This is a genomic window from Rhodococcus sp. JVH1 (assembly GCF_000280725.2).
Taxonomy (GTDB): Bacteria; Actinomycetota; Actinomycetes; order Mycobacteriales; family Mycobacteriaceae; genus Rhodococcus_F; species Rhodococcus_F jostii_A.
In genome coordinates, this window is the sequence record NZ_CP166289.1 from 6,674,831 (window position 1) to 6,692,354 (window position 17,524).

At 69.0% G+C, this 17,524-nt stretch carries 17 protein-coding genes; 9 read left to right on the top strand and 8 right to left on the bottom strand.

From position 1 onward, the window contains the following. Positions 1-134: 134 nt before the first annotated feature. Genes JVH1_RS31055 through JVH1_RS31070 form a run of 4 tightly spaced genes read left to right on the top strand, consistent with a single transcriptional unit; the run spans position 135 to position 4,580 of the window. The gene (locus tag JVH1_RS31055; RefSeq protein ID WP_043778327.1) at positions 135-1,847 is read left to right on the top strand and encodes a thiamine pyrophosphate-binding protein; all 1,713 of its coding nucleotides are present in this window, start codon (positions 135-137) and stop codon (positions 1,845-1,847) included. After that, positions 1,844-2,503, top strand: coding sequence for a hypothetical protein (locus JVH1_RS31060; protein WP_009473963.1), 660 nt, complete (start codon positions 1,844-1,846; stop codon positions 2,501-2,503). Before JVH1_RS31055 ends, JVH1_RS31060 begins: the two co-directional genes overlap by 4 nt. Positions 2,504-2,506: 3 nt before the next feature. Next, positions 2,507-3,529 (top strand): 3-oxoacyl-ACP synthase III family protein, encoded by a 1,023-nt coding sequence (locus JVH1_RS31065; RefSeq protein ID WP_009473962.1) that lies wholly within the window; start codon positions 2,507-2,509, stop codon positions 3,527-3,529. A gap of 1 nt (position 3,530) precedes the next feature. After that, a complete protein-coding gene (locus JVH1_RS31070) occupies positions 3,531-4,580 on the top strand; it encodes an aminotransferase class I/II-fold pyridoxal phosphate-dependent enzyme (protein WP_009473961.1) in 1,050 nt (349 codons plus the stop codon). Here JVH1_RS31070 and JVH1_RS31075 read toward each other — a convergent pair. The 6 genes from JVH1_RS31075 to JVH1_RS31100 form a co-directional block, all read right to left on the bottom strand. Continuing rightward, the gene (locus tag JVH1_RS31075) at positions 4,516-5,271 is read right to left on the bottom strand and encodes a sirohydrochlorin chelatase (protein ID WP_011594334.1); all 756 of its coding nucleotides are present in this window, start codon (positions 5,269-5,271) and stop codon (positions 4,516-4,518) included. The two genes, JVH1_RS31070 and JVH1_RS31075, sit on opposite strands and share 65 nt — an antisense overlap. 4 nt (positions 5,272-5,275) lie before the next feature. Further along, positions 5,276-6,592, bottom strand: a complete 1,317-nt coding sequence (locus JVH1_RS31080; protein ID WP_011594333.1) for a sulfate adenylyltransferase subunit 1 — start codon at positions 6,590-6,592, stop codon at positions 5,276-5,278. 2 nt (positions 6,593-6,594) lie between these two features. After that, positions 6,595-7,548 carry a sulfate adenylyltransferase subunit CysD gene (cysD, locus tag JVH1_RS31085; protein ID WP_009473959.1) on the bottom strand — a complete coding sequence of 318 codons (954 nt, stop codon included), beginning with the start codon at positions 7,546-7,548 and terminating at the stop codon, positions 6,595-6,597. After that, entirely contained in the window at positions 7,545-8,285 is a 741-nt protein-coding gene (locus tag JVH1_RS31090; protein ID WP_050787250.1) for a phosphoadenylyl-sulfate reductase, read from the bottom strand. The genes cysD and JVH1_RS31090 overlap by 4 nt, the downstream gene beginning before the upstream one ends. After that, a complete protein-coding gene (locus JVH1_RS31095) occupies positions 8,249-9,970 on the bottom strand; it encodes a nitrite/sulfite reductase (RefSeq protein WP_009473957.1) in 1,722 nt (573 codons plus the stop codon). The genes JVH1_RS31090 and JVH1_RS31095 overlap by 37 nt, the downstream gene beginning before the upstream one ends. Before the next feature lie 117 nt (positions 9,971-10,087). Next, positions 10,088-10,189 (bottom strand): Ms4527A family Cys-rich leader peptide, encoded by a 102-nt coding sequence (locus JVH1_RS31100; protein ID WP_368681006.1) that lies wholly within the window; start codon positions 10,187-10,189, stop codon positions 10,088-10,090. 137 nt (positions 10,190-10,326) lie between these two features. On the opposite strand from JVH1_RS31100, the gene hemW reads away from it, so the two are divergent. After that, the gene (gene hemW / locus JVH1_RS31105) at positions 10,327-11,589 is read left to right on the top strand and encodes a radical SAM family heme chaperone HemW (protein ID WP_009473956.1); all 1,263 of its coding nucleotides are present in this window, start codon (positions 10,327-10,329) and stop codon (positions 11,587-11,589) included. A 3-nt stretch (positions 11,590-11,592) separates the two neighbouring features. On the opposite strand, the gene JVH1_RS31110 is transcribed toward hemW, so the two are convergent. After that, complete coding sequence (locus JVH1_RS31110) at positions 11,593-11,910, bottom strand: type II toxin-antitoxin system VapB family antitoxin (RefSeq protein WP_005261240.1); 318 nt, start codon at positions 11,908-11,910, stop codon at positions 11,593-11,595. Between the two features lie 209 nt (positions 11,911-12,119). On the opposite strand from JVH1_RS31110, the gene hrcA reads away from it, so the two are divergent. From hrcA to JVH1_RS31130, 4 genes are all read left to right on the top strand, one after another. Beyond that, positions 12,120-13,163 carry a heat-inducible transcriptional repressor HrcA gene (gene hrcA, locus JVH1_RS31115; RefSeq protein WP_043778364.1) on the top strand — a complete coding sequence of 348 codons (1,044 nt, stop codon included), beginning with the start codon at positions 12,120-12,122 and terminating at the stop codon, positions 13,161-13,163. Positions 13,164-13,250: 87 nt separating this feature from the next. Continuing rightward, complete coding sequence (gene dnaJ, locus JVH1_RS31120) at positions 13,251-14,402, top strand: molecular chaperone DnaJ (protein WP_005247937.1); 1,152 nt, start codon at positions 13,251-13,253, stop codon at positions 14,400-14,402. A gap of 2 nt (positions 14,403-14,404) precedes the next feature. Then, a complete protein-coding gene (locus JVH1_RS31125) occupies positions 14,405-15,166 on the top strand; it encodes a 16S rRNA (uracil(1498)-N(3))-methyltransferase (protein ID WP_009473954.1) in 762 nt (253 codons plus the stop codon). 6 nt (positions 15,167-15,172) lie between these two features. After that, positions 15,173-15,934, top strand: coding sequence for a S9 family peptidase (locus JVH1_RS31130; protein ID WP_009473953.1), 762 nt, complete (start codon positions 15,173-15,175; stop codon positions 15,932-15,934). On the opposite strand, the gene JVH1_RS31135 is transcribed toward JVH1_RS31130, so the two are convergent. Then, positions 15,908-17,524 carry an MFS transporter gene (locus JVH1_RS31135; RefSeq protein ID WP_009473952.1) on the bottom strand — a complete coding sequence of 539 codons (1,617 nt, stop codon included), beginning with the start codon at positions 17,522-17,524 and terminating at the stop codon, positions 15,908-15,910. The genes JVH1_RS31130 and JVH1_RS31135 overlap by 27 nt on opposite strands.

A 17,524-nucleotide genomic window follows, 5' to 3' on the forward strand; every position in this document is an offset into this window, starting at 1 on the left:
CGTGTCTCGTTCGTCACGAGCGTTTCCGGAAAAATGTTCTGCCACCGGTGAACCCGACCGGTACGTGGTTCGTGTGTATATCCAGTGGGTGACCGCAGGTCGCCCCACCCGATCCACGACACGGGGGTCTGCCGATGAATCTCACGGATCACGAGCCACGGAAAACCGGTCGGAACATGCGCGTCGTCGACTACATCGTCGCCGCGCTGGCCGCAGAGGGGGTCGAGCACGTCTTCGGTGTGGGAGGCGCGAACATCGAGGACCTGTACGACGCGCTGCACCGCTCCCTCGACGTCGAAGGTGTCGTCGCCAAACACGAGTTCTCGGCGACGACGATGGCCGACGGGTATGCCCGCACGTCGAACCGGATCGGGGTGGTCGCGGCGACTTCGGGCGGGGGTGCGCTCAATGTGATCGCCGGTCTCGGTGAAGCATTCGCGTCGCGTGTGCCGCTTCTGGCGTTGGTCGGGCAACCGCCGACGACGCTCGAAGGGATGGGCGCATTCCAGGACACGAGTGGACTGGGGGGGTCGATCGATGCGACCCGGTTGTTCGGTGAGGTGTCCGTGTACTGCGCGCGGGTCGAGTCGCCGCTCGACCTCGAACGCCAGCTCGCCGAGGCGCTGGCCGCCGCGCGACGCGGTGGGCCCGCGGTTCTCCTGCTGCCGAAGGACATTCAGCGGTCGCGCGGTGAGTTCCCGGAACCACGTCGAGCGGTCCCGACCGCACCGCGCACCACCCCGACGGACATCACACGGCTCGCCGAGGCCCTCCGCGACGACTACGGCCGCGTCACCGTCATCGCCGGAGACGAGGTCGCGCGAGCCGGCGCGCGAGGGGAACTCGCGGAACTCGCGCACGTGCTCGGCGCCCGGGTGGCCGTCACGCCCGACGCGAGGGACGTGCTCGATCCCGCGGCGCCGGGGCGGCTCGGGGTCACCGGCGCGATGGGGAATCCGGATGTCGTCGACGCACTGCAGGATTCCGACGTCTGCCTGCTCGTCGGCACGCGACTGCCGGTGATGGCACGCGGAGGTTTGGACGGGGTGCTCGAGAAGACGCTGGTGTACAGCGTGGGCTCGGCGAAGCCGTTTCTGCAGGCCCATCACCTGCCGACGCGGGATCTGCGGGCGACGCTGCGCGGGCTCGTCACCGAGATCGGGCCTGCGGCCTCGCGGGCGGCCGTCGCGCAGAGCGAGCCGACCCCGATCGACGTGCCGTCGTCCGGCACGTCGGGCCTGCGCTACACGGACGCGGTGAAGGCGCTCGCCGCGATGATGCCCGTGGGCGCCGACGTGTTCGCCGATGCGGGAAATACGGGTGCCGCTGTGGTGCACCATCTTCCGGTTCCGACCGGAGGCCGGTTCGTGGTGGCGCTGGGAATGGGCGGGATGGGTTACACGTTCGGCGCCGCGATCGGTTCCGCCTTCTCGCGCGGCCGCCGCACGTTCGTGATCGCAGGCGACGGTGCGTTCTACGCGCACGGGCTCGAGATCCACACCGCGGTCGAGTACGACGTGCCGGTCACGTTCGTCGTGTTCAACAACAACGCCCACGCGATGTGCCTGACCCGCGAGCAGGTGTACTTCGAGGGCGCATACACCTACAGCCGTTTTCGTCCCGCACACATCGCGGCGGGAGTCGGCGCACTGTTTCCCGGCTTGCCGTCCCGCACGGTCGACACGCACGCCGGCCTGGCCGACTCGCTCCGCGCCACGGCCGACTCGGCGGGGCCCGCTGTCATCGAAGTCGCGTGCGACGCCGACGAGTTGCCGCCGTTCCTGCCGTTCCTGCCCGTCCGACGCCCGACCGAGAGATCCGAATCCCGAGAAGGAGCACGCCGATGACCGCTCGAGAGATCGCCCCGCTGCCCGACCTTCCCGCCGACCTGCCCGGCCTCGTCCGCATCGAGACCTCCGACCGTCAGGCGACGACACCGATCATCATGGACATGCTGAGGTCGGTGTATCCGCACGACCAGGTGTTCGGAAAGTACTGCACTGTCAACGAATACATCGACTGCCCGCCGGACGAGGTGTTCCGCTACCTCTCCGACACCCGCAGCCTCGAGGAATGGACGTACAGCCTCCGCGGATTCACCCCGGCCGGAGAACCCGGGCTGTGGCTCGCGTACGACCGCCTGGGCGACACCACCGAGATCTACACGCGCACCGTGGCACACCCGGCCGCGATGACCGTCGACTATCACTGTGCCTGGGACCAGGGCACACACCTGTGGATGGTGTATCTGATGCGGGTGGTGGACGCGCGCACGGTCCTGGACGTCGACGGATCCGTCGTGCTGTGGACCAACTGCCACCATCCGTTCTACGACGACAATCCCTACCCCGAGACCGCTCCCGCGGACCGGGTTCCGTGGGTGGGCGACTTCTGGGACATGTTCGCCGCCGGACACCAACTGGAGATGAGCAATCTCAAGGCGATCTGCGAATACCGGTGGGCGAACGACCTGCCCGTGACCCCGACCTGGATGAGTGAGTGAGACATGGACACCGTCAGCCTGATCGACATTGCCGGTTACCTACCCGAGAACCGGGTGGGTGCGGACTATTTCGCCCAGTTCGCCGCCTCCGACCGGCTCGCCGAGAACATCATGTTCCGGGCGCCGAAATTCCGCCACCACATCGCGAGCGACGAGAACGCCGTCGACATGGCGGAACGTGCGATCGCCCCGCTGGTCGAACGGAACGGCTCCGAACTCGTCTCCAACGTGGACATTCTCATCACCCACACCCAGCTGCCCGACGTCCCGATCCTGGGTACCGGCGGAGAACTCGCGCGCCGGATGGGGATCACCCCGGACTGGGTGGTGGACCTGCACAACGGCGGCTGCGCGTCGTTCGTGTACATGATCAAGCTGGCACGTCAGATCATGCAGACCGGGGACGCGTCGACCGCCCTGATCGTGTCGGTGCAGAACAGCGCAGGCCAGATCTTCACGCAACCAGACGTGCGCGCGCTGGCACAGTCGGCGGTGCCGGGTGACGGCGCGGGTGCATGCCTGCTGGTGAAGTCGGAGGCCGCACCGGTGCTGGGGCTGGAGTGCCGGACCTACCCCGAGTTCGCCGGAGACATGACGGCCGCCGTCGATCCGCCCCGCAAGTACTGGGAGGCGGGCACCGGCCAACTGCACATCGGGTTCACCGAATCGAGGATCGCGAAGGTCTTCGCCCGAGGGAACCGGCTCGTCCCCGAGGTTGCGCTCGCGGTGTGCAAGCAGATCGACATCACCCCGGACGAGATCGACACCCTGGTCACCAACCAGCCCAACCGGCTGTTCCTCCGCAACTGGCGGGACGCACTCGAGCTCCCGGCGGAACGGCACCCCGACACGTTCGACGAATGCGGGAACCTGTTCGGCGCCGCGATCCCCGTCACCCTCGACATCGAGAACCGGGCAGGCCGGATCCCCAACGGCTCGCTGGTGATGATGTCCGCGTTCGCGCACGCCGGCGACTTCGCCGGGGCCGGGGCCATTCGGTGGGGCGCCGCCCCGGCGGGGGTGTGAGATGACCACGCCGACCATCGCGGGACCCGGTGCGAGATTCGATCTCGCGCTGAGCGAGAACCCGTTCGCCCCACTGCCCTCCGTCCTCGCCGCGCTCGACGGTGTGATGCGCCGGGCGCATCGGTATCCGGAGTTCCTGCCGGACCGGCTGATCCAGGTCATCGCGGATCACGAAGGGCTCGACGCCGAACAGGTGGTGGTGGGCGCCGGCGCCACCGGCGTCGCCCTGCAGATCATGCGCTCCGTCGCCGGGCCGGGGGAGCGGATCGTGTTCACCGCCCCGACGTTCGACGGGTACCCGATCATGGCGCGGATCGCGGCACTCGACGCGGTGCCGGTGCCGATTCTCGCGGACGGCGGACAGGATCTGGCCGCGATGGCGGCCGCGATCGACGACCGCACCCGGCTCGTCGTCGTCTGCCGCCCGCACAACCCCACCGGGACGCTCGTCGACACCGCCGAACTGGCGGATTTCCTCCGTCATGTGCCGGACCGGGTGGTCGTCGTCCTCGACGAGGCCTATGTGGAGTTCGTCGACCGCCGACAGGTCCTGGACGTGCATCGCATCATCGCCGAACACCCGAACGTCGTGTTCCTGCGAACGTTCTCCAAGGCGTACGGACTGGCCGGGTTGCGTATCGGATTCGGCTTCGCGAACGCGGCACTGGCGCGGACGATTCGAACGCTGCAACTGCCGTTCGGGATGGGCAGCGCCGCCGTTCCCGCGGTCACGGCGTCGTACGCCGCCGAGTACGAGCTCCGTGCCCGGGTGGCTGCCATCGTCGCCGAACGCGAGGAACTTTGGCGCACGGTGAGGGCGGCGGGAATTCCGGTCCCGCGCAGTCACGCCAACTTCCTGTACCTCCCCGGAGAGGACGTCGGTGACGCACTGGCCCGCGCCGGCATCCACGCGCGCACCTACCCCAATGGTGACGCGCGGATAGCGGTCGGGAACCCGGATGCCGGGCGTGCGGTGATCGACGCGCTCAGGCCGACAGCGCCCGGTACCGCTGCAGCTCCGTGTGGGTCTGCGAGTACCGGTCGAGCATGACGTCGAGCAGCCGGGGGTGCGGTCCGATGGTGGCCGCGTAGGTGATGCCGGGTCCGCAGGATTCCGCCGCACGGCTCAACCGGTCCGTGAGCAGTCCCGGCGCCAGGAACCAGGGTGCGATCACGACGCGCTCGGCGCCGGCCTGTCGCAGCGTCGAGATCGCCTGCTGCACCGTCGGTTCCGCCGACGTCGCGAAACACGTCACCGCTCCCGACCATCGGGTGCCCGCGACGACCGATCCGGCCAGCTCGCGGGTTCGGTCGTTCGCGGCCGGGTCGGACGAACCGACCGCGGCGAGGACGATACCGAGACCGGACTCGCGGGCGGAACCGCCGGCCTCGCCGATGCGGTCACGGACGGCCTCGACCAGCCGCGCGTCGTGCCCGAGAACGTCGGCCTGCCGGACATGCAGGTGCGGGTGACGGAGGCGGGCGGCGTCCAGGAGCGCCGGAAGATCGACGCGTGCGTGGAACGCGCTGCCCAGCAGCATCGGCACGACCACGGCGGAGGAATGCCCCTCGGCGGCGACCGTGTCGATCACCTGGTCCACGGACGGTGCGTTGAGGTCGAGGAAGCACAGCCGGACGTCGAGGTCCGGTCGCTTGGCCCGGAGCGCCGACACGGCAGCCGCCACCACCCGCGCACTGCGGGGGTCGCGACTGCCGTGGGCGACAGCGATCAGCGGGGTCATCGCACTAGACGCGCTCGCCGAGCTCCACCGCTGCGATGGCGTCTCCGACGAGGCCGGCCGCCAGCGTGTTGCCGCCGGCCGGATCGATCAGCAGGAAGCTGCCGGTGTGGCGGTTCACGGTGTAGTCGTCCGCCACGATCGGCTCGGCGACACGCACCGAGATCTTGCCGATCTCGTTGAGTTCCAACGACTCCGGGCTGGGCTCCGAGGTGAGCTCCTGCTCGTTGAAACGCTCGACGAGTGTGCCGACGATGGCCTGCGTGGTGCGGGTGCCGTGCTTGAGCAGCAGGCGGGCACCGGGACGCAGTGGCTTCTCGGCCAGCCAGCAGACCGTCGCGTCGAACTCGCCGAGCGGCTCCGGGGCGTCGGCGGGGGAGGCGATGACGTCCCCGCGGGAGACGTCGACGTCGTCGGCCAGCACGAGAGTGACGCTGCGGCCGGCGTGGGCGCTGTCGAGTTCGCCGTCCGCGGTGTCGATGCGGGTGACCGTGGTGCGGACACCGGACGGCAGGATCACGACCTCGTCGCCCGGAGTCACCTCACCGGCGGCGACCTGCCCGGCGTACCCGCGGTAATCGGGGAACTCCGGCGTGCGCGGACGGATCACGTACTGGACGGGGAAACGGAGACCGACCCGGTGGGGTTCGGCGTCGACGGGCACCGACTCGAGATGCTCGATGAGCGTGGGGCCGTCGTAGTACGGGGTGTTCTCCGAACGCACCGCGACGTTGTCGCCGTGCAGGGCCGACACCGGGATCTCGACGACGTCCTCGGACGCCCAGCCGAGCGAACTGGTCAGCGAGTTGAACTCCGCCGAAATGTTCGCGAACACGGTGGCCGGATCCTCGACGAGGTCGATCTTGTTGACGGCCAGCACCAGCTTGGGGACGCCGAGCAGCGCGAGAACGGCGGCGTGCTTGCGCGTCTGGGAGATGACACCCTTGCGGGCATCGACCAGCAGAATGACCATCTGCGCGGTGGACGCACCCGACACCGTGTTCCGGGTGTACTGCACATGCCCGGGAGTGTCGGCGAGGACGAACGAGCGGCGGGGGGTCGCGAAGTACCGGTACGCCACGTCGATCGTGATGCCCTGTTCACGCTCCGCGCGCAGGCCGTCGACCAGCAGGGACAGGTCGGGGGTGGACAGCCCCTTGTCGACCGACGCCCGGGTGACGGCGTCGATCTGGTCGGCGAGAACCGATTTCGTGTCGTACAGCAGACGGCCGACGAGGGTCGACTTGCCGTCGTCCACACTTCCGGCGGTGGCAAGCCGAAGCAACTGCGTGCTTCGCGGGCTACGCACGTGGAGGTCGCTCATGATCAGAAATAGCCCTCTCGCTTGCGGTCTTCCATAGCCGCTTCGGAAACTCGGTCGTCGCCACGGGTTGCGCCGCGCTCGGTCAGCCGGGACGCTGCGACCTCGGCGAGGATCGCCTCGTTGTCGCCGGCCTCGGAAAGAACTGCGCCCGTGGTGGATCCGTCGCCGACGGTGCGGTACCGCACCGACAGCGTCTGCAGGTCCTCACCCTCGGACGGTCCGCCCCACACACCGGGCGTCATCCACATGCCGTCGCGCTGGTACACCTCGCGCTGGTGAGCGTAGTAGATGCTGGCCAGTTCGACGTCGTCACGGGCGATGTACCGCCAGATGTCGAGTTCGGTGAAGTTGCTGAGGGGGAAGACACGGACCTGCTCACCGGGGGAGTGCTTGCCGTTGTACAGGTTCCACAGTTCGGGGCGCTGCTTCTTCGGGTCCCACTGGCCGAAACTGTTGCGCAGCGAGAAGATGCGCTCCTTGGCCCGGGCGCGCTCCTCGTCGCGTCGAGCGCCACCGAAGACCGCGTCGAAACGGTTCTCGGCGATGGCGTCGAGCAGAGGAACGGTCTGGAGGGGGTTGCGGATCCCGTCGGGGCGTTCGGTGAGCCGGCCGTCGGCCAGGTAGTCCTCGACCTTCGCCACGTGCAGACGCAGGTTGTACTTGGACACGACGTGATCGCGGAAGTCGAGGACCTCCTGCAGGTTGTGTCCGGTGTCGACGTGCAGCAGCGCGAACGGCAGCGGCGCAGGCCAGAACGCCTTGATCGCCAGGTGCAGCAGCACCGTCGAGTCCTTGCCGCCGGAGAACAGGATCACCGGGCGTTCGAACTCGCCCGCGACCTCACGGAAGATGTGGATGGCTTCCGACTCGAGGGCGTCGAGCGTGTCGAACTGCGACCCGTCCAACTGCGGCCGGACGGCGGATTCGGCGAGGGAATGGGAGATGTCGATGGTCATGAGGCGTGCAACCCGCATTCTGTCTTGGCCTGACCGGCCCAGCGGCCGCTGCGCGGATCGCTGCCGGGGGCTGGCTTGCTGGTGCACGGAGCGCACCCGATGGACGGATATCCCTCGTCGACGAGCGGATTCACCAGAATCGAGTGCTCGTCGATGTAGGACTGCATGTCTTCGTCGGACCACGCGGCGATCGGATTGATCTTCACCAGACCGAACGCGTCGTCGAACGAGATCAGGGGGGCGTTGGCGCGGGTGGGCGCCTCGACACGCCGGATGCCGGTGACCCACGCCTTGTATCCGGAGAGGGTGTTCTTCAGCGGGGCGACCTTCCGCAGTGCGCAGCACCGGTTGGGTTCGCGGGCGAACAGATCCTTGCCCTCCGCCGCATCCTGCTCGGCGACACTCGCCTCGGCCCGCGCGTTGATCACGTTGACGCCGTACACCTGCTCGACGGCGTCACGGGTGCCGATGGTCTCCGCGAAGTGGTAACCGGTGTCGAGGAACAGCACGTCCACACCGGGATGGACCTGGGCGGCGAGGTGGACCAGAACGCCGTCCTGCATGTTGGAGGCGACGATGTAGTCGCTTCCGAACGTGTCCTCGGTCCACTGCAGCAGTTCCTGCGCGGAGGCACCCTCGAGACTTGCCGCCCCCTGCACGGCAAGGAGCCGAAGGTCGTCCTGGGTGGCTGTGGCGAGATTCAACGCAAGTCTCCTTCGTCTGCGCGCACGACCCATTCCGCGAAGCGTTCACCCTCGTTGCGGTGCTTCACGAAGTGGCGGACGACGCGATCGATGTAGTCACCGAGTTCGGTGCTGGTGACCTTGTGCTGGCGAAGCTTCCGGCCGAAGGCCGAATCGAATCCGAGGCTGCCGCCGAGGTGAACCTGGAAGCCCTCCACCTGGTTGCCCTCGCCGTCGTCGACGAGCATCCCCTTGAATCCGATGTCGGCGACCTGCGAGCGGGCGCAGGAGTTCGGGCAGCCGTTGATGTTGATCGTGATCGGCACGTCGAGCTGCGCGTTGATGTCGGCGAGCCGCTGCTCGAGTTCGGGGACGAGCACCTGCGAGCGCTTCCGCGTCTCCGCGAACGACAGCTTGCAGAACTCGATGCCCGAGCACGCCATCAGGTTCTTGCGCCAGTGCGACGGACGCGCGGGCAGGCCCACCTCGTCCAGGTCGGCGATCAACTGCTCGAGCTTGTCGTCGGCGACGTCGAGAATGATCAGCTTCTGGTAGGGCGTGAAGCGGATCTTGTCGCTGCCTGCCCGCTCCGCGGCGTCCGCGACCTTGGCCAGGATCGTGCCCGACACGCGACCCGCGATGGGGGCGACGCCGACGGCATTGAGACCGTTGCGGGTCTTCTGCACCCCGACGTGGTCGATCGGCCGGGTGGGCTTCTCCGGCGCGGGGCCGTCGATGAGCTTGCGCTTCAGGTACTCGGTTTCGAGGACCTCGCGGAACCTCTCGATGCCCCAGTCCTTGACCAGGAACTTCAGGCGGGCCTTGTTCCGCAGCCGGCGGTAGCCGTAGTCGCGGAAGATCGACACGACGGCCTCCCACACGTCGGGAACCTCGTCGAGCGGCACCCAGACGCCGACCCGCTGCGCCAGCATCGGGTTGGTGGACAGCCCGCCGCCGACCCACAGGTCGAGACCGGGACCGTGCTCGGGGTGGTTGACCCCGACGAACGCGACGTCGTTGATCTCGTGCACCACGTCCTGCTGACCGGAGATCGCGGTCTTGAACTTGCGCGGCAGGTTGGAGTACTCGGGCTTGCCGATGTAGCGGCGGACGATCTCGTCGATCGCGGGAGTGGGGTCGAGGACCTCGGTCAGCGACTCACCGGCCAGGGGAGAACCCAGGACGACGCGGGGGCAGTCACCGCACGCCTCGGTGGTCTTGAGGCCGACGCCTTCGAGGCGCTTCCAGATCTCCGGGACGTTCTCGACCTCGATCCAGTGGTACTGGACGTTCTCGCGGTCCGAAAGGTCGGCGGTGTCGCGCGCGAACTCGGTGGAGATACCGGCGATGGTGCGCAGCTGCTCGACGTTCAGGGCGCCGGCGTCGCAGCGGACCCGCATCATGAAGTACTTGGCCTCGAGCAGGTCGATGTTCTCGTCACCGGTGAAGGTGCCGTCGTACCCCTGCTCGCGCTGGGTGTAGAGACCCCACCAGCGCATACGGCCACGCAGGTCACCCTTGTCGATGCTGTCGAAGCCCTGCTTCGAGTAGATGTTCTCGATACGGGCCCGGACGTTGAGCGGGTTGTCGTCCTTCTTGGCCTGCTCGTTGGCATTGAGGGGCTCGCGGTAGCCGAGGGCCCACTGGCCTTCGGCGCGGCGCCGAGCCGGCTTCGCCGTGCGCGTACGCGCGGGTGCTGCGTCGACGGCAGCGGGGGAGGCGTCGGTGGTCGACGTCATGGAGCACTCCTGAATCTCAAGATGCACCGGCTGAGGCCGAGGAGGGCTGATCCTCGCTCGGGGCATTCGAATCCGGCCGGAAGTCGAGAAGAATGATGAACGGGCTGACAGGCTGAATTACTGCGCGATACAGGGCAGACAACAACAGCTGCAGACACGCTTGAGATCGACGTGACGACGCGCCACGAGTCGCACTCCGGGTCCGGTCATGCCGACCATTGTGCCACGTCAGATCGCCCACGCAGAGCCGGGCACCGATTTCCACCATTTTTGCGGGAAATATCACGGGGAGGGCCCGCGGACAATCGGGTGGGGACCGCGGGTCGAGAAGCGCGGGAGACGTCGGCGAGCCGACCATGGACGACGTCGGCGAGCCGACCATGGACACTGGAACCGTGAACGGAACGAGCACTACCACGGTCGGTCGCGACGAGGCGGCGGCGTTCGCGCTGCCCGGGAGTGCGCTGAAGGGTGTGGGGAGCCGCCCGTTCGGGATCTATGTGCACGTGCCTTTCTGTGCCACACGCTGCGGATACTGCGATTTCAACACGTACACGGCAGGCGAGCTGGGGACGTCGGCGTCGCCGCAGTCGTGGATGGAAGGGCTGCGCCGCGAACTCGACCTCGCCGCGGAGATGACGGGCGCCCCGGCCGTCGACACGGTGTTCGTCGGCGGCGGCACGCCGTCACTCCTCGGCGGTGACGGACTGTCGGACGTCCTCGGTGCGGTCCGCTCGAGTTTCGGGATTGCGAAGGGCGCCGAAGTGACCACCGAGTCGAACCCGGAGTCCACGTCGCCGGAATTCTTCGAGCGGTTGCGGGCCGGCGGATTCACGCGGATCTCGCTGGGCATGCAGTCGGCAGCGCAGCACGTCCTGAAGGTGCTCGACCGCACCCACACACCGGGACGTGCCGTGGCGGCGGCGCAGGAGGCGCGGGCCGCCGGATTCGAGCACGTCAATCTCGACCTCATCTACGGAACCCCGGGAGAGCGCGACGAGGACCTCGACCTCTCGCTGGACGCGGTGCTCTCCGCCGGGGTGGACCACGTGTCCGCCTACGCGCTGATCGTCGAGGACGGGACCGCGCTGGCGAGGAAGGTGCGCCGCGGGGAACTGCCCGCGCCCGACGACGACGTCCTGGCGTCGCGGTACGAGAGGATCGACGCGCGGCTCGCGGACGCGGGCCTGACCTGGTACGAGGTGTCGAACTGGGCATCGGCTGACGCCGCGACGGGCGAATCACGCTGCCGGCACAACCTGGGGTACTGGGACGACGGGGACTGGTGGGGCGCCGGGCCGGGCGCGCACAGCCACGTCGGCGGAGTGCGCTGGTGGAACGTCAAGCACCCGGCGCGCTACGCGGACCAGCTGGCGGCGGGAAGTCTGCCCGTCGGCGGGAGCGAACAGCTGACCGCGGAGGACGTCCACGTCGAGCGGGTGATGCTGACGGCGCGGCTGCGGACCGGACTACCGGTGGCGGAGCTGGATGCCGCGGAGCAGCGCGCGGCCGAGACGGTGGTGGCCGACGGACTGCTCGTGCGCCAGGGCGAGCACCTGGTGCTGACCGACCGTGGGCGGCTCCTCGCCGACGCCGTGGTCCGCACGGTGCTGCGCTAGAGCTCAGGCAGTGACGATGCCGGGCATCTCGTCGTAGTCGAAGACGCGGGCATGCAGCACCACGCGGTTCCGCAGTGCCGAACGCACGGCCCGGTGCAGCCCGTCCTCCAGGTAGAGCACCCCGTGCCACTGGACCGCGTGCGGGAACAGGTCGCCGTAGAACGTCGAGTCCTCCGACAGCAACCGGTCGAGCTCGAGAACCTTGGTCGTGGTGACGATCTCGTCGAGCCGCACCTGCCGGGGTGGGATCTTGGACCAGTCGCGCAGCGACAACCCGTGGTCCGGGTACGGCTTGCCGTCCATGACACCTTTGAAAATCATCGCCTCGTCATCCGCCCGTGGTCGTTGCCTTTGCTCGTCTCCGGTCACCACAGTAAGGCCTGAACCGGTGTCGGCGGAGCGGCGATTAGACTGGACCGAGCCGAGATGCACGTGCATCTGCACGTAGCTCAGGGGATGTGGCGGCCGATCCGAACGAAGGTTCGGTGACGCCGCTGCTCGTGATGATCGAGAACTGGAGGTGGACGGCGATGTCGAGTACGGACGACAGACGGTTCGAGGTACTCCGCGCCATCGTCGCCGACTACGTCTCGACCCAGGAGCCGGTGGGATCGAAGGCGCTGGTCGAGCGGCACAACCTGGGTGTTTCCAGTGCGACGGTCCGCAACGACATGGCGTTTCTCGAGAGCGAGGGCTACATCGCCCAGCCGCACACGAGTTCCGGCCGTGTTCCCACGGACAAGGGCTACCGGCAGTTCGTCGACCGCATCGCCGACGTGAAGCCGCTGTCGACGGCGGAGCGGCGCGCGATTCTCGAATTCCTCGAGTCCGGGGTCGACCTGGACGACGTTCTCCGGCGGGGTGTGCGCCTGCTCGCGCAACTCACACGCCAGGTCGCGGTTGTGCAATATCCCACACTCTCGGCGTCATCGGTCCGGCACCTCGAGGTGGTCGCGCTGACGCCTGCCCGCCTGCTGCTCGTGCTCATCACCGATTCGGGTCGAGTGGATCAGCGCATCGTCGAACTCGGCGACGTGCTCGACGACGAGGATCTGGCGCGGCTGCGCGGGTTGCTCGGCGGCGCCCTCGACGGCAAGCGGCTGGCGGCGGCGTCCATCGCAGTCTCGGAGCTGGCCGACGAGGCCCCGGAGGATCTGCGCGATGCCGTGATCCGTTCGGCGACCGTGCTGGTGGAGACGCTCGTCGAGCATCCCGAGGAGCGGCTGGTCCTCGGCGGCACCGCGAATCTGACCCGCAACGCCGCCGATTTCTCGGGAATCAGCGGATTCCCCGGTTCGCTGCGGGCGGTCCTCGAGGCGCTGGAGGAGCAGGTGGTGGTGCTCAAGCTGCTGGCCGCCACGCAGGATGCGGGCACCGTGACGGTGCGGATCGGTGAGGAAACCCAGGTGGAGCAGATGCGTGGCACCTCCGTCATCTCGACCGGTTACGGTGCGGCAGGCACCGTGCTCGGAGGAATGGGCGTGCTCGGACCCACCCGAATGGACTATCCGGGAACAATCGCGTCGGTGGCAGCCGTTGCGAGATATATCGGCCAGGTGCTCGCCGAGCGGTGACGGCCGGCCCTCGGCGACAGCGCCGCCGTGGGGGAGCACACGTACCGGTAGCGAGATAACGAAGTAGAGAAGGACGAGAGACTCAACGTGGCACGGGATTACTACGCAACGCTCGGCGTCGATCAGAAGGCGACCGATCAGGAGCTCAAGCGCGCGTACCGCAAGCTTGCGAGGGAACTGCATCCCGACGTGAACCCCGACGAGGCGGCGCAGGCCCGGTTCCGGGACATCTCCACGGCCTACGAGGTGCTGTCCGATCCGGAGAAGCGTCGCATCGTCGACCTCGGCGGCGACCCTCTCTCCTCGGGTGGTGGCGGCGGCGGTGCCGGCTTCGGCGGCGGTTTCGGTGGCGGCCTCGGCGACGTGTTCGAAGCGTTCTTCGGCGGCGGAGGCGGCGCGGGTCGCGGGCCACGCGGCCGCGTCCAGCCGGGCGCCGATTCACTCCTTCGCACCAGGCTGACGCTGGCGGAGTGCGCGACCGGCGTGAGCAAGCAGGTCACCGTCGAGACGGCGATCCTGTGCGACAGCTGCACCGGTGCGGGCACCAACGGCGATTCCAAGCCGGTGCGCTGTGAGACCTGTGGGGGCGCCGGCGAGGTCCAGTCGGTGCAGCGTTCGTTCCTCGGCCAGGTCATGACGTCGCGGCCGTGCCCCACCTGCCGCGGCGCCGGCGAGACGATCCCCGACCCCTGCCACAAGTGTGGCGGCGACGGCCGGGTGCGCGCCCGCCGCGACATCACGGTGAAGGTGCCCGCAGGCGTCGCGGGCGGAATGCGGATCCGGCTCGCCGCGCAGGGTGAGGTCGGCCCCGGTGGCGGACCCGCAGGCGACCTGTACGTCGAGGTGGTCGAGCAGGCGCACGAGGTGTTCGTGCGCGACGGCGAAGACCTGCACTGCACGATCCGGGTTCCGATGATCGACGCCGCCCTCGGCACGACCGTGACGATCGACACGATCATCGACGGGCCCAAGGAGATCACCATCGAACCGGGGACCCAGCCGGGATCGGTGACGGTCCTGCGCGGGCACGGCATGCCGAAGCTGCGTTCCGGTATCCGCGGCGACGTGCACGCCCACCTCGAGGTCGTGGTTCCGTCGCGCCTGGACCACAAGGAGACGAAGCTTCTCCGCGAACTCAAGGATCTGCGCGACCGCGACGTCGCCGAGGTCGTCTCCACCCAGTCGCAGCACAGCGGCGGATTGTTCTCACGCCTGCGTGAAGCGTTCAGCGGTCGCTGACCGTGGCGGCGACGGTCTTCTTCCTCGACCCGCTGCCCGAGGTGGGGAGCACCGCGGTCCTGGACGGCCCGGAGGGCAGGCATGCCGCGACGGTGCGCCGGATCGGTGTCGGGGAGCGGATCGTGCTGGCCGACGGCCGGGGTGGTCTCGCCGACACCGAGGTGACGGCGGCCGCCAAGGACCGGCTCGAACTCACCGTTCACAAGCGTCGTCAGGTGCCGGCACCGTCGCCGAGTGTGACTGTGGTGCAAGCGCTTCCGAAGGCGGAGCGATCCGAGTTGGCGGTCGAGCTGGCCACCGAGGCCGGCGTCGACGCGATCGTGCCGTGGCAGTCCTCACGGTGTGTGGCGCGGTGGGAGGGCCCCAAGGTCGAAAAGGGTGTCGCTCGCTGGCGCAGCGCGGCTCTCGCCGCCGCCAAGCAGTCCCGGCGGGCGATCGTCCCCGAGGTGTCGGAACTGCACCGCACCGCAGAAATGCTCGCCGTCGTCCGTGAGGTGGTCGGCCGGGGCGGTGTCGTCGCCGTGCTGCACGAGGCGGCCACCCAGGGCCTCGCCGAGCTTCCGCTGCGCTCGGCGGCCGAGATCGTGCTCGTCGTCGGCCCCGAGGGCGGTATCTCCGAGGAGGAGATCACTGCGCTGACGGACGCCGGCGCCGTCCCGGTGCTGCTCGGCCCGCACGTTCTGCGGACCTCGACCGCCGCGGCCGTCGCGCTGGGCGCCATCGGAGTCCTCACGGACCGCTGGGGCGCGGCCCCGCTAGCCTGACTGTCCGTGGACCGCATTCGCATCGCGTACGGAACCGAACCGCAGCAGTTCGGGCACTTCTACCCGCCCGAGGTGCCCGTGGCCACCGCGGTCCCGGTGGTGATGGTCGTCCACGGCGGCTTCTGGAGCGGGAAGTACCACCTGAACCTGGGCACGAGCTTCGCGGTCGACCTCGCCCGCCACGGCGTCGCCGTCTGGAACATCGAATACCGCAGGCTCGGTGCGGGCGGCCGGTGGGACGAGATGTCCGCCGACGTCGTCGCCGCGCTCGACGCGATCGCCGGTCCGGTCGCCGAGCAGTCGCCCGTCCCGTTCGACCTGTCGAAGGTCCGGGTCGTCGGCCACTCGGCCGGCGGACAGCTCGCGGTGTGGCTCGCCGGGGAGAAGCGGACGGCGGTCCGGCCGGAGCGGGTCGTCTCCCAGGCAGGCGCCCTCGACCTCGCATCCGCGGGCGAGCGTGGCAGGCGGATCGGCTACATCGAGGATCTGCTCGGCGTCCCCTTCGACGAAGATCCCGACCGGTACCGCGCCGCGTCCCCACTGCACCGCATCCCGGCCGGGGTGCCGGTGGTGTGCGTCCACGGCACCGAGGACGCGCAGGTTCCGGCGAAGGTCAGTGTGCGGTACAGCGAGGCCGCGCGGGCGGCCGGGGACCCGGTCGCGCTGCACGTCGTCGAGGGCGAAGACCACTACGCTTTCCTGAACCCCGAGACCGACTGCTGGAAGATCTCACGGGAGGCCCTACTGTCCGACACCGGCGAGTTCTGAACTGCGGTCGCCGGATTCCGGCGTCACCGGGCGTCCGGGCAGGACCAGGGCCACGATCACGGCCCCGATGCCCAGTGCGAGTCCGCCGGCCAGGCTGGCCTGGGAGATGGCGTTCCCGAACGCCGTACCCGCGGCGTCCAGGAGTGCCTGGGACTGTGACGCGAGCAGCGGGTCGGCGCTCAGTTCCCAGGCCACGACCGACGCCCCGCCGACCGAGTCTCCCGCGACGGCCACGGCCTGAGCGGCCTGCTCGCCGGACAGCTGACCGGCGGGCAGCGTGCCGAGGAAGCCGGCGATGTCGTCCTTGTACGCCGACGCGAGGACCGAGCCGAGAATCGCGATTCCGAGCGATCCGCCCAGTTCGATCGCGGTGTCGTTGAGACCGCCCGCGGCGCCGAGGTCGCTCTCGGGGAAGTTGCCCATGACGGCGTCCGTGGCGGGGGACACGCTCAGGCCGATTCCGATACCGAGCAGGACCAGCGGGGCGAGGAAGTCGAGGTACTCCGAACCGCCGTCGACGGTCGTCATCAGCAGCACACCCGCGGCCGCGATCACCATGCCGGCGACGACGGTGACCCGGGTGCCGAGCCTCGGGTGGACGCGCCCGCTGAGCACCGAGCCGACCGACACCGCCGCGGCGAGCGGCAGCAGGTGGACGCCGGTGGCGAGGGGGCTCAGCCCCAGGACGAACTGGAATTCCTGCGACACGTAGTAGATCGACCCGAACGCGGCGAGGAACAGCAGCAGCACGGCCAGGGCGGAGCCACCCACCTCGCGCCTGCCCAGCCTGCGGACGTCGAGCAACGGCTGCGGATGCCGGAGTTCCCATGCGACGAACAGTCCGAGACCCACGGCCGCGGTGACGGCGGCACCGACAGCGCCTGCGCCCCAGCCGAAGTGGAATCCGTCGATGATCGCGTACACGAGCGATCCGGTGGTCACCACCGACAGCAGCCCGCCCAGCCAGTCGATCGGACCGCCGGCGTCGGCCTTCGACGGCGGGACGAGCACCAGCGCCGCGACCGACGCGACGGCGGCGATCGGCACGTTGATCAGGAAGGTGGCACTCCACGAGTGGCTCTCCAGCAGCCATCCGGCGAGCAGCGGGCCGAGGGCGATGGCGAGGCCGGACGTCGCGGCCCAGGCGGCGATGGCCCGTGCCCGTTCCGCACGCGGGAACGTCGCCACGAGGAGGGAGAGCGTGGCGGGCATGATGATCGCCGCTCCGACGCCCATGATCATGCGCGCGACGACGACGGCCGTGGTGGTGTCGGCGAGGCTGCCGACGACGGCTCCGGCGCCGAACACGAGCAGTCCGGTGAGCAACGCGCCGCGCCGGCTGTACTTGTCGCCGATCACGCCGAACAGCAGCATCAGCGCGGCGTAGGGGACGGTGTAACCGTCGATCACCCACTGCAGGTCGGAGCTGCTCAGGGCGAGGTCGCGGGTCATGTCGGGGGCCGCGACGATCAGGGCGGTGTTCGCCATCACGACGATCAGCAGGCTCAGGCACAGCACGCCGAGCGCGGCCCAGCGCCGGGGGTACGGTCCGTCCATCCGGGAGACCGGTGTGTTCATCACGGTGGTCAT

Coding starts and splice junctions, on each gene's coding strand:
- JVH1_RS31110 (WP_005261240.1), bottom strand. CDS start 11,910: ATGATTTTCAAAGGTGTCATGGACGGCAAGCCGTACCCGGACCACGGG.
- JVH1_RS31090 (WP_050787250.1), bottom strand. CDS start 8,285: ATGGGTCGTGCGCGCAGACGAAGGAGACTTGCGTTGAATCTCGCCACA.
- JVH1_RS31100 (WP_368681006.1), bottom strand. CDS start 10,189: ATGGTCGGCATGACCGGACCCGGAGTGCGACTCGTGGCGCGTCGTCAC.
- JVH1_RS31080 (WP_011594333.1), bottom strand. CDS start 6,592: ATGAGCGACCTCCACGTGCGTAGCCCGCGAAGCACGCAGTTGCTTCGG.
- JVH1_RS31075 (WP_011594334.1), bottom strand. CDS start 5,271: ATGACCCCGCTGATCGCTGTCGCCCACGGCAGTCGCGACCCCCGCAGT.
- JVH1_RS31055 (WP_043778327.1), top strand. CDS start 135: ATGAATCTCACGGATCACGAGCCACGGAAAACCGGTCGGAACATGCGC.
- JVH1_RS31065 (WP_009473962.1), top strand. CDS start 2,507: ATGGACACCGTCAGCCTGATCGACATTGCCGGTTACCTACCCGAGAAC.
- JVH1_RS31095 (WP_009473957.1), bottom strand. CDS start 9,970: ATGACGTCGACCACCGACGCCTCCCCCGCTGCCGTCGACGCAGCACCC.
- hrcA (WP_043778364.1), top strand. CDS start 12,120: ATGTCGAGTACGGACGACAGACGGTTCGAGGTACTCCGCGCCATCGTC.
- JVH1_RS31135 (WP_009473952.1), bottom strand. CDS start 17,524: ATGACCACCGTGATGAACACACCGGTCTCCCGGATGGACGGACCGTAC.
- cysD (WP_009473959.1), bottom strand. CDS start 7,548: ATGACCATCGACATCTCCCATTCCCTCGCCGAATCCGCCGTCCGGCCG.
- hemW (WP_009473956.1), top strand. CDS start 10,327: ATGGACGACGTCGGCGAGCCGACCATGGACACTGGAACCGTGAACGGA.
- JVH1_RS31060 (WP_009473963.1), top strand. CDS start 1,844: ATGACCGCTCGAGAGATCGCCCCGCTGCCCGACCTTCCCGCCGACCTG.
- JVH1_RS31070 (WP_009473961.1), top strand. CDS start 3,531: ATGACCACGCCGACCATCGCGGGACCCGGTGCGAGATTCGATCTCGCG.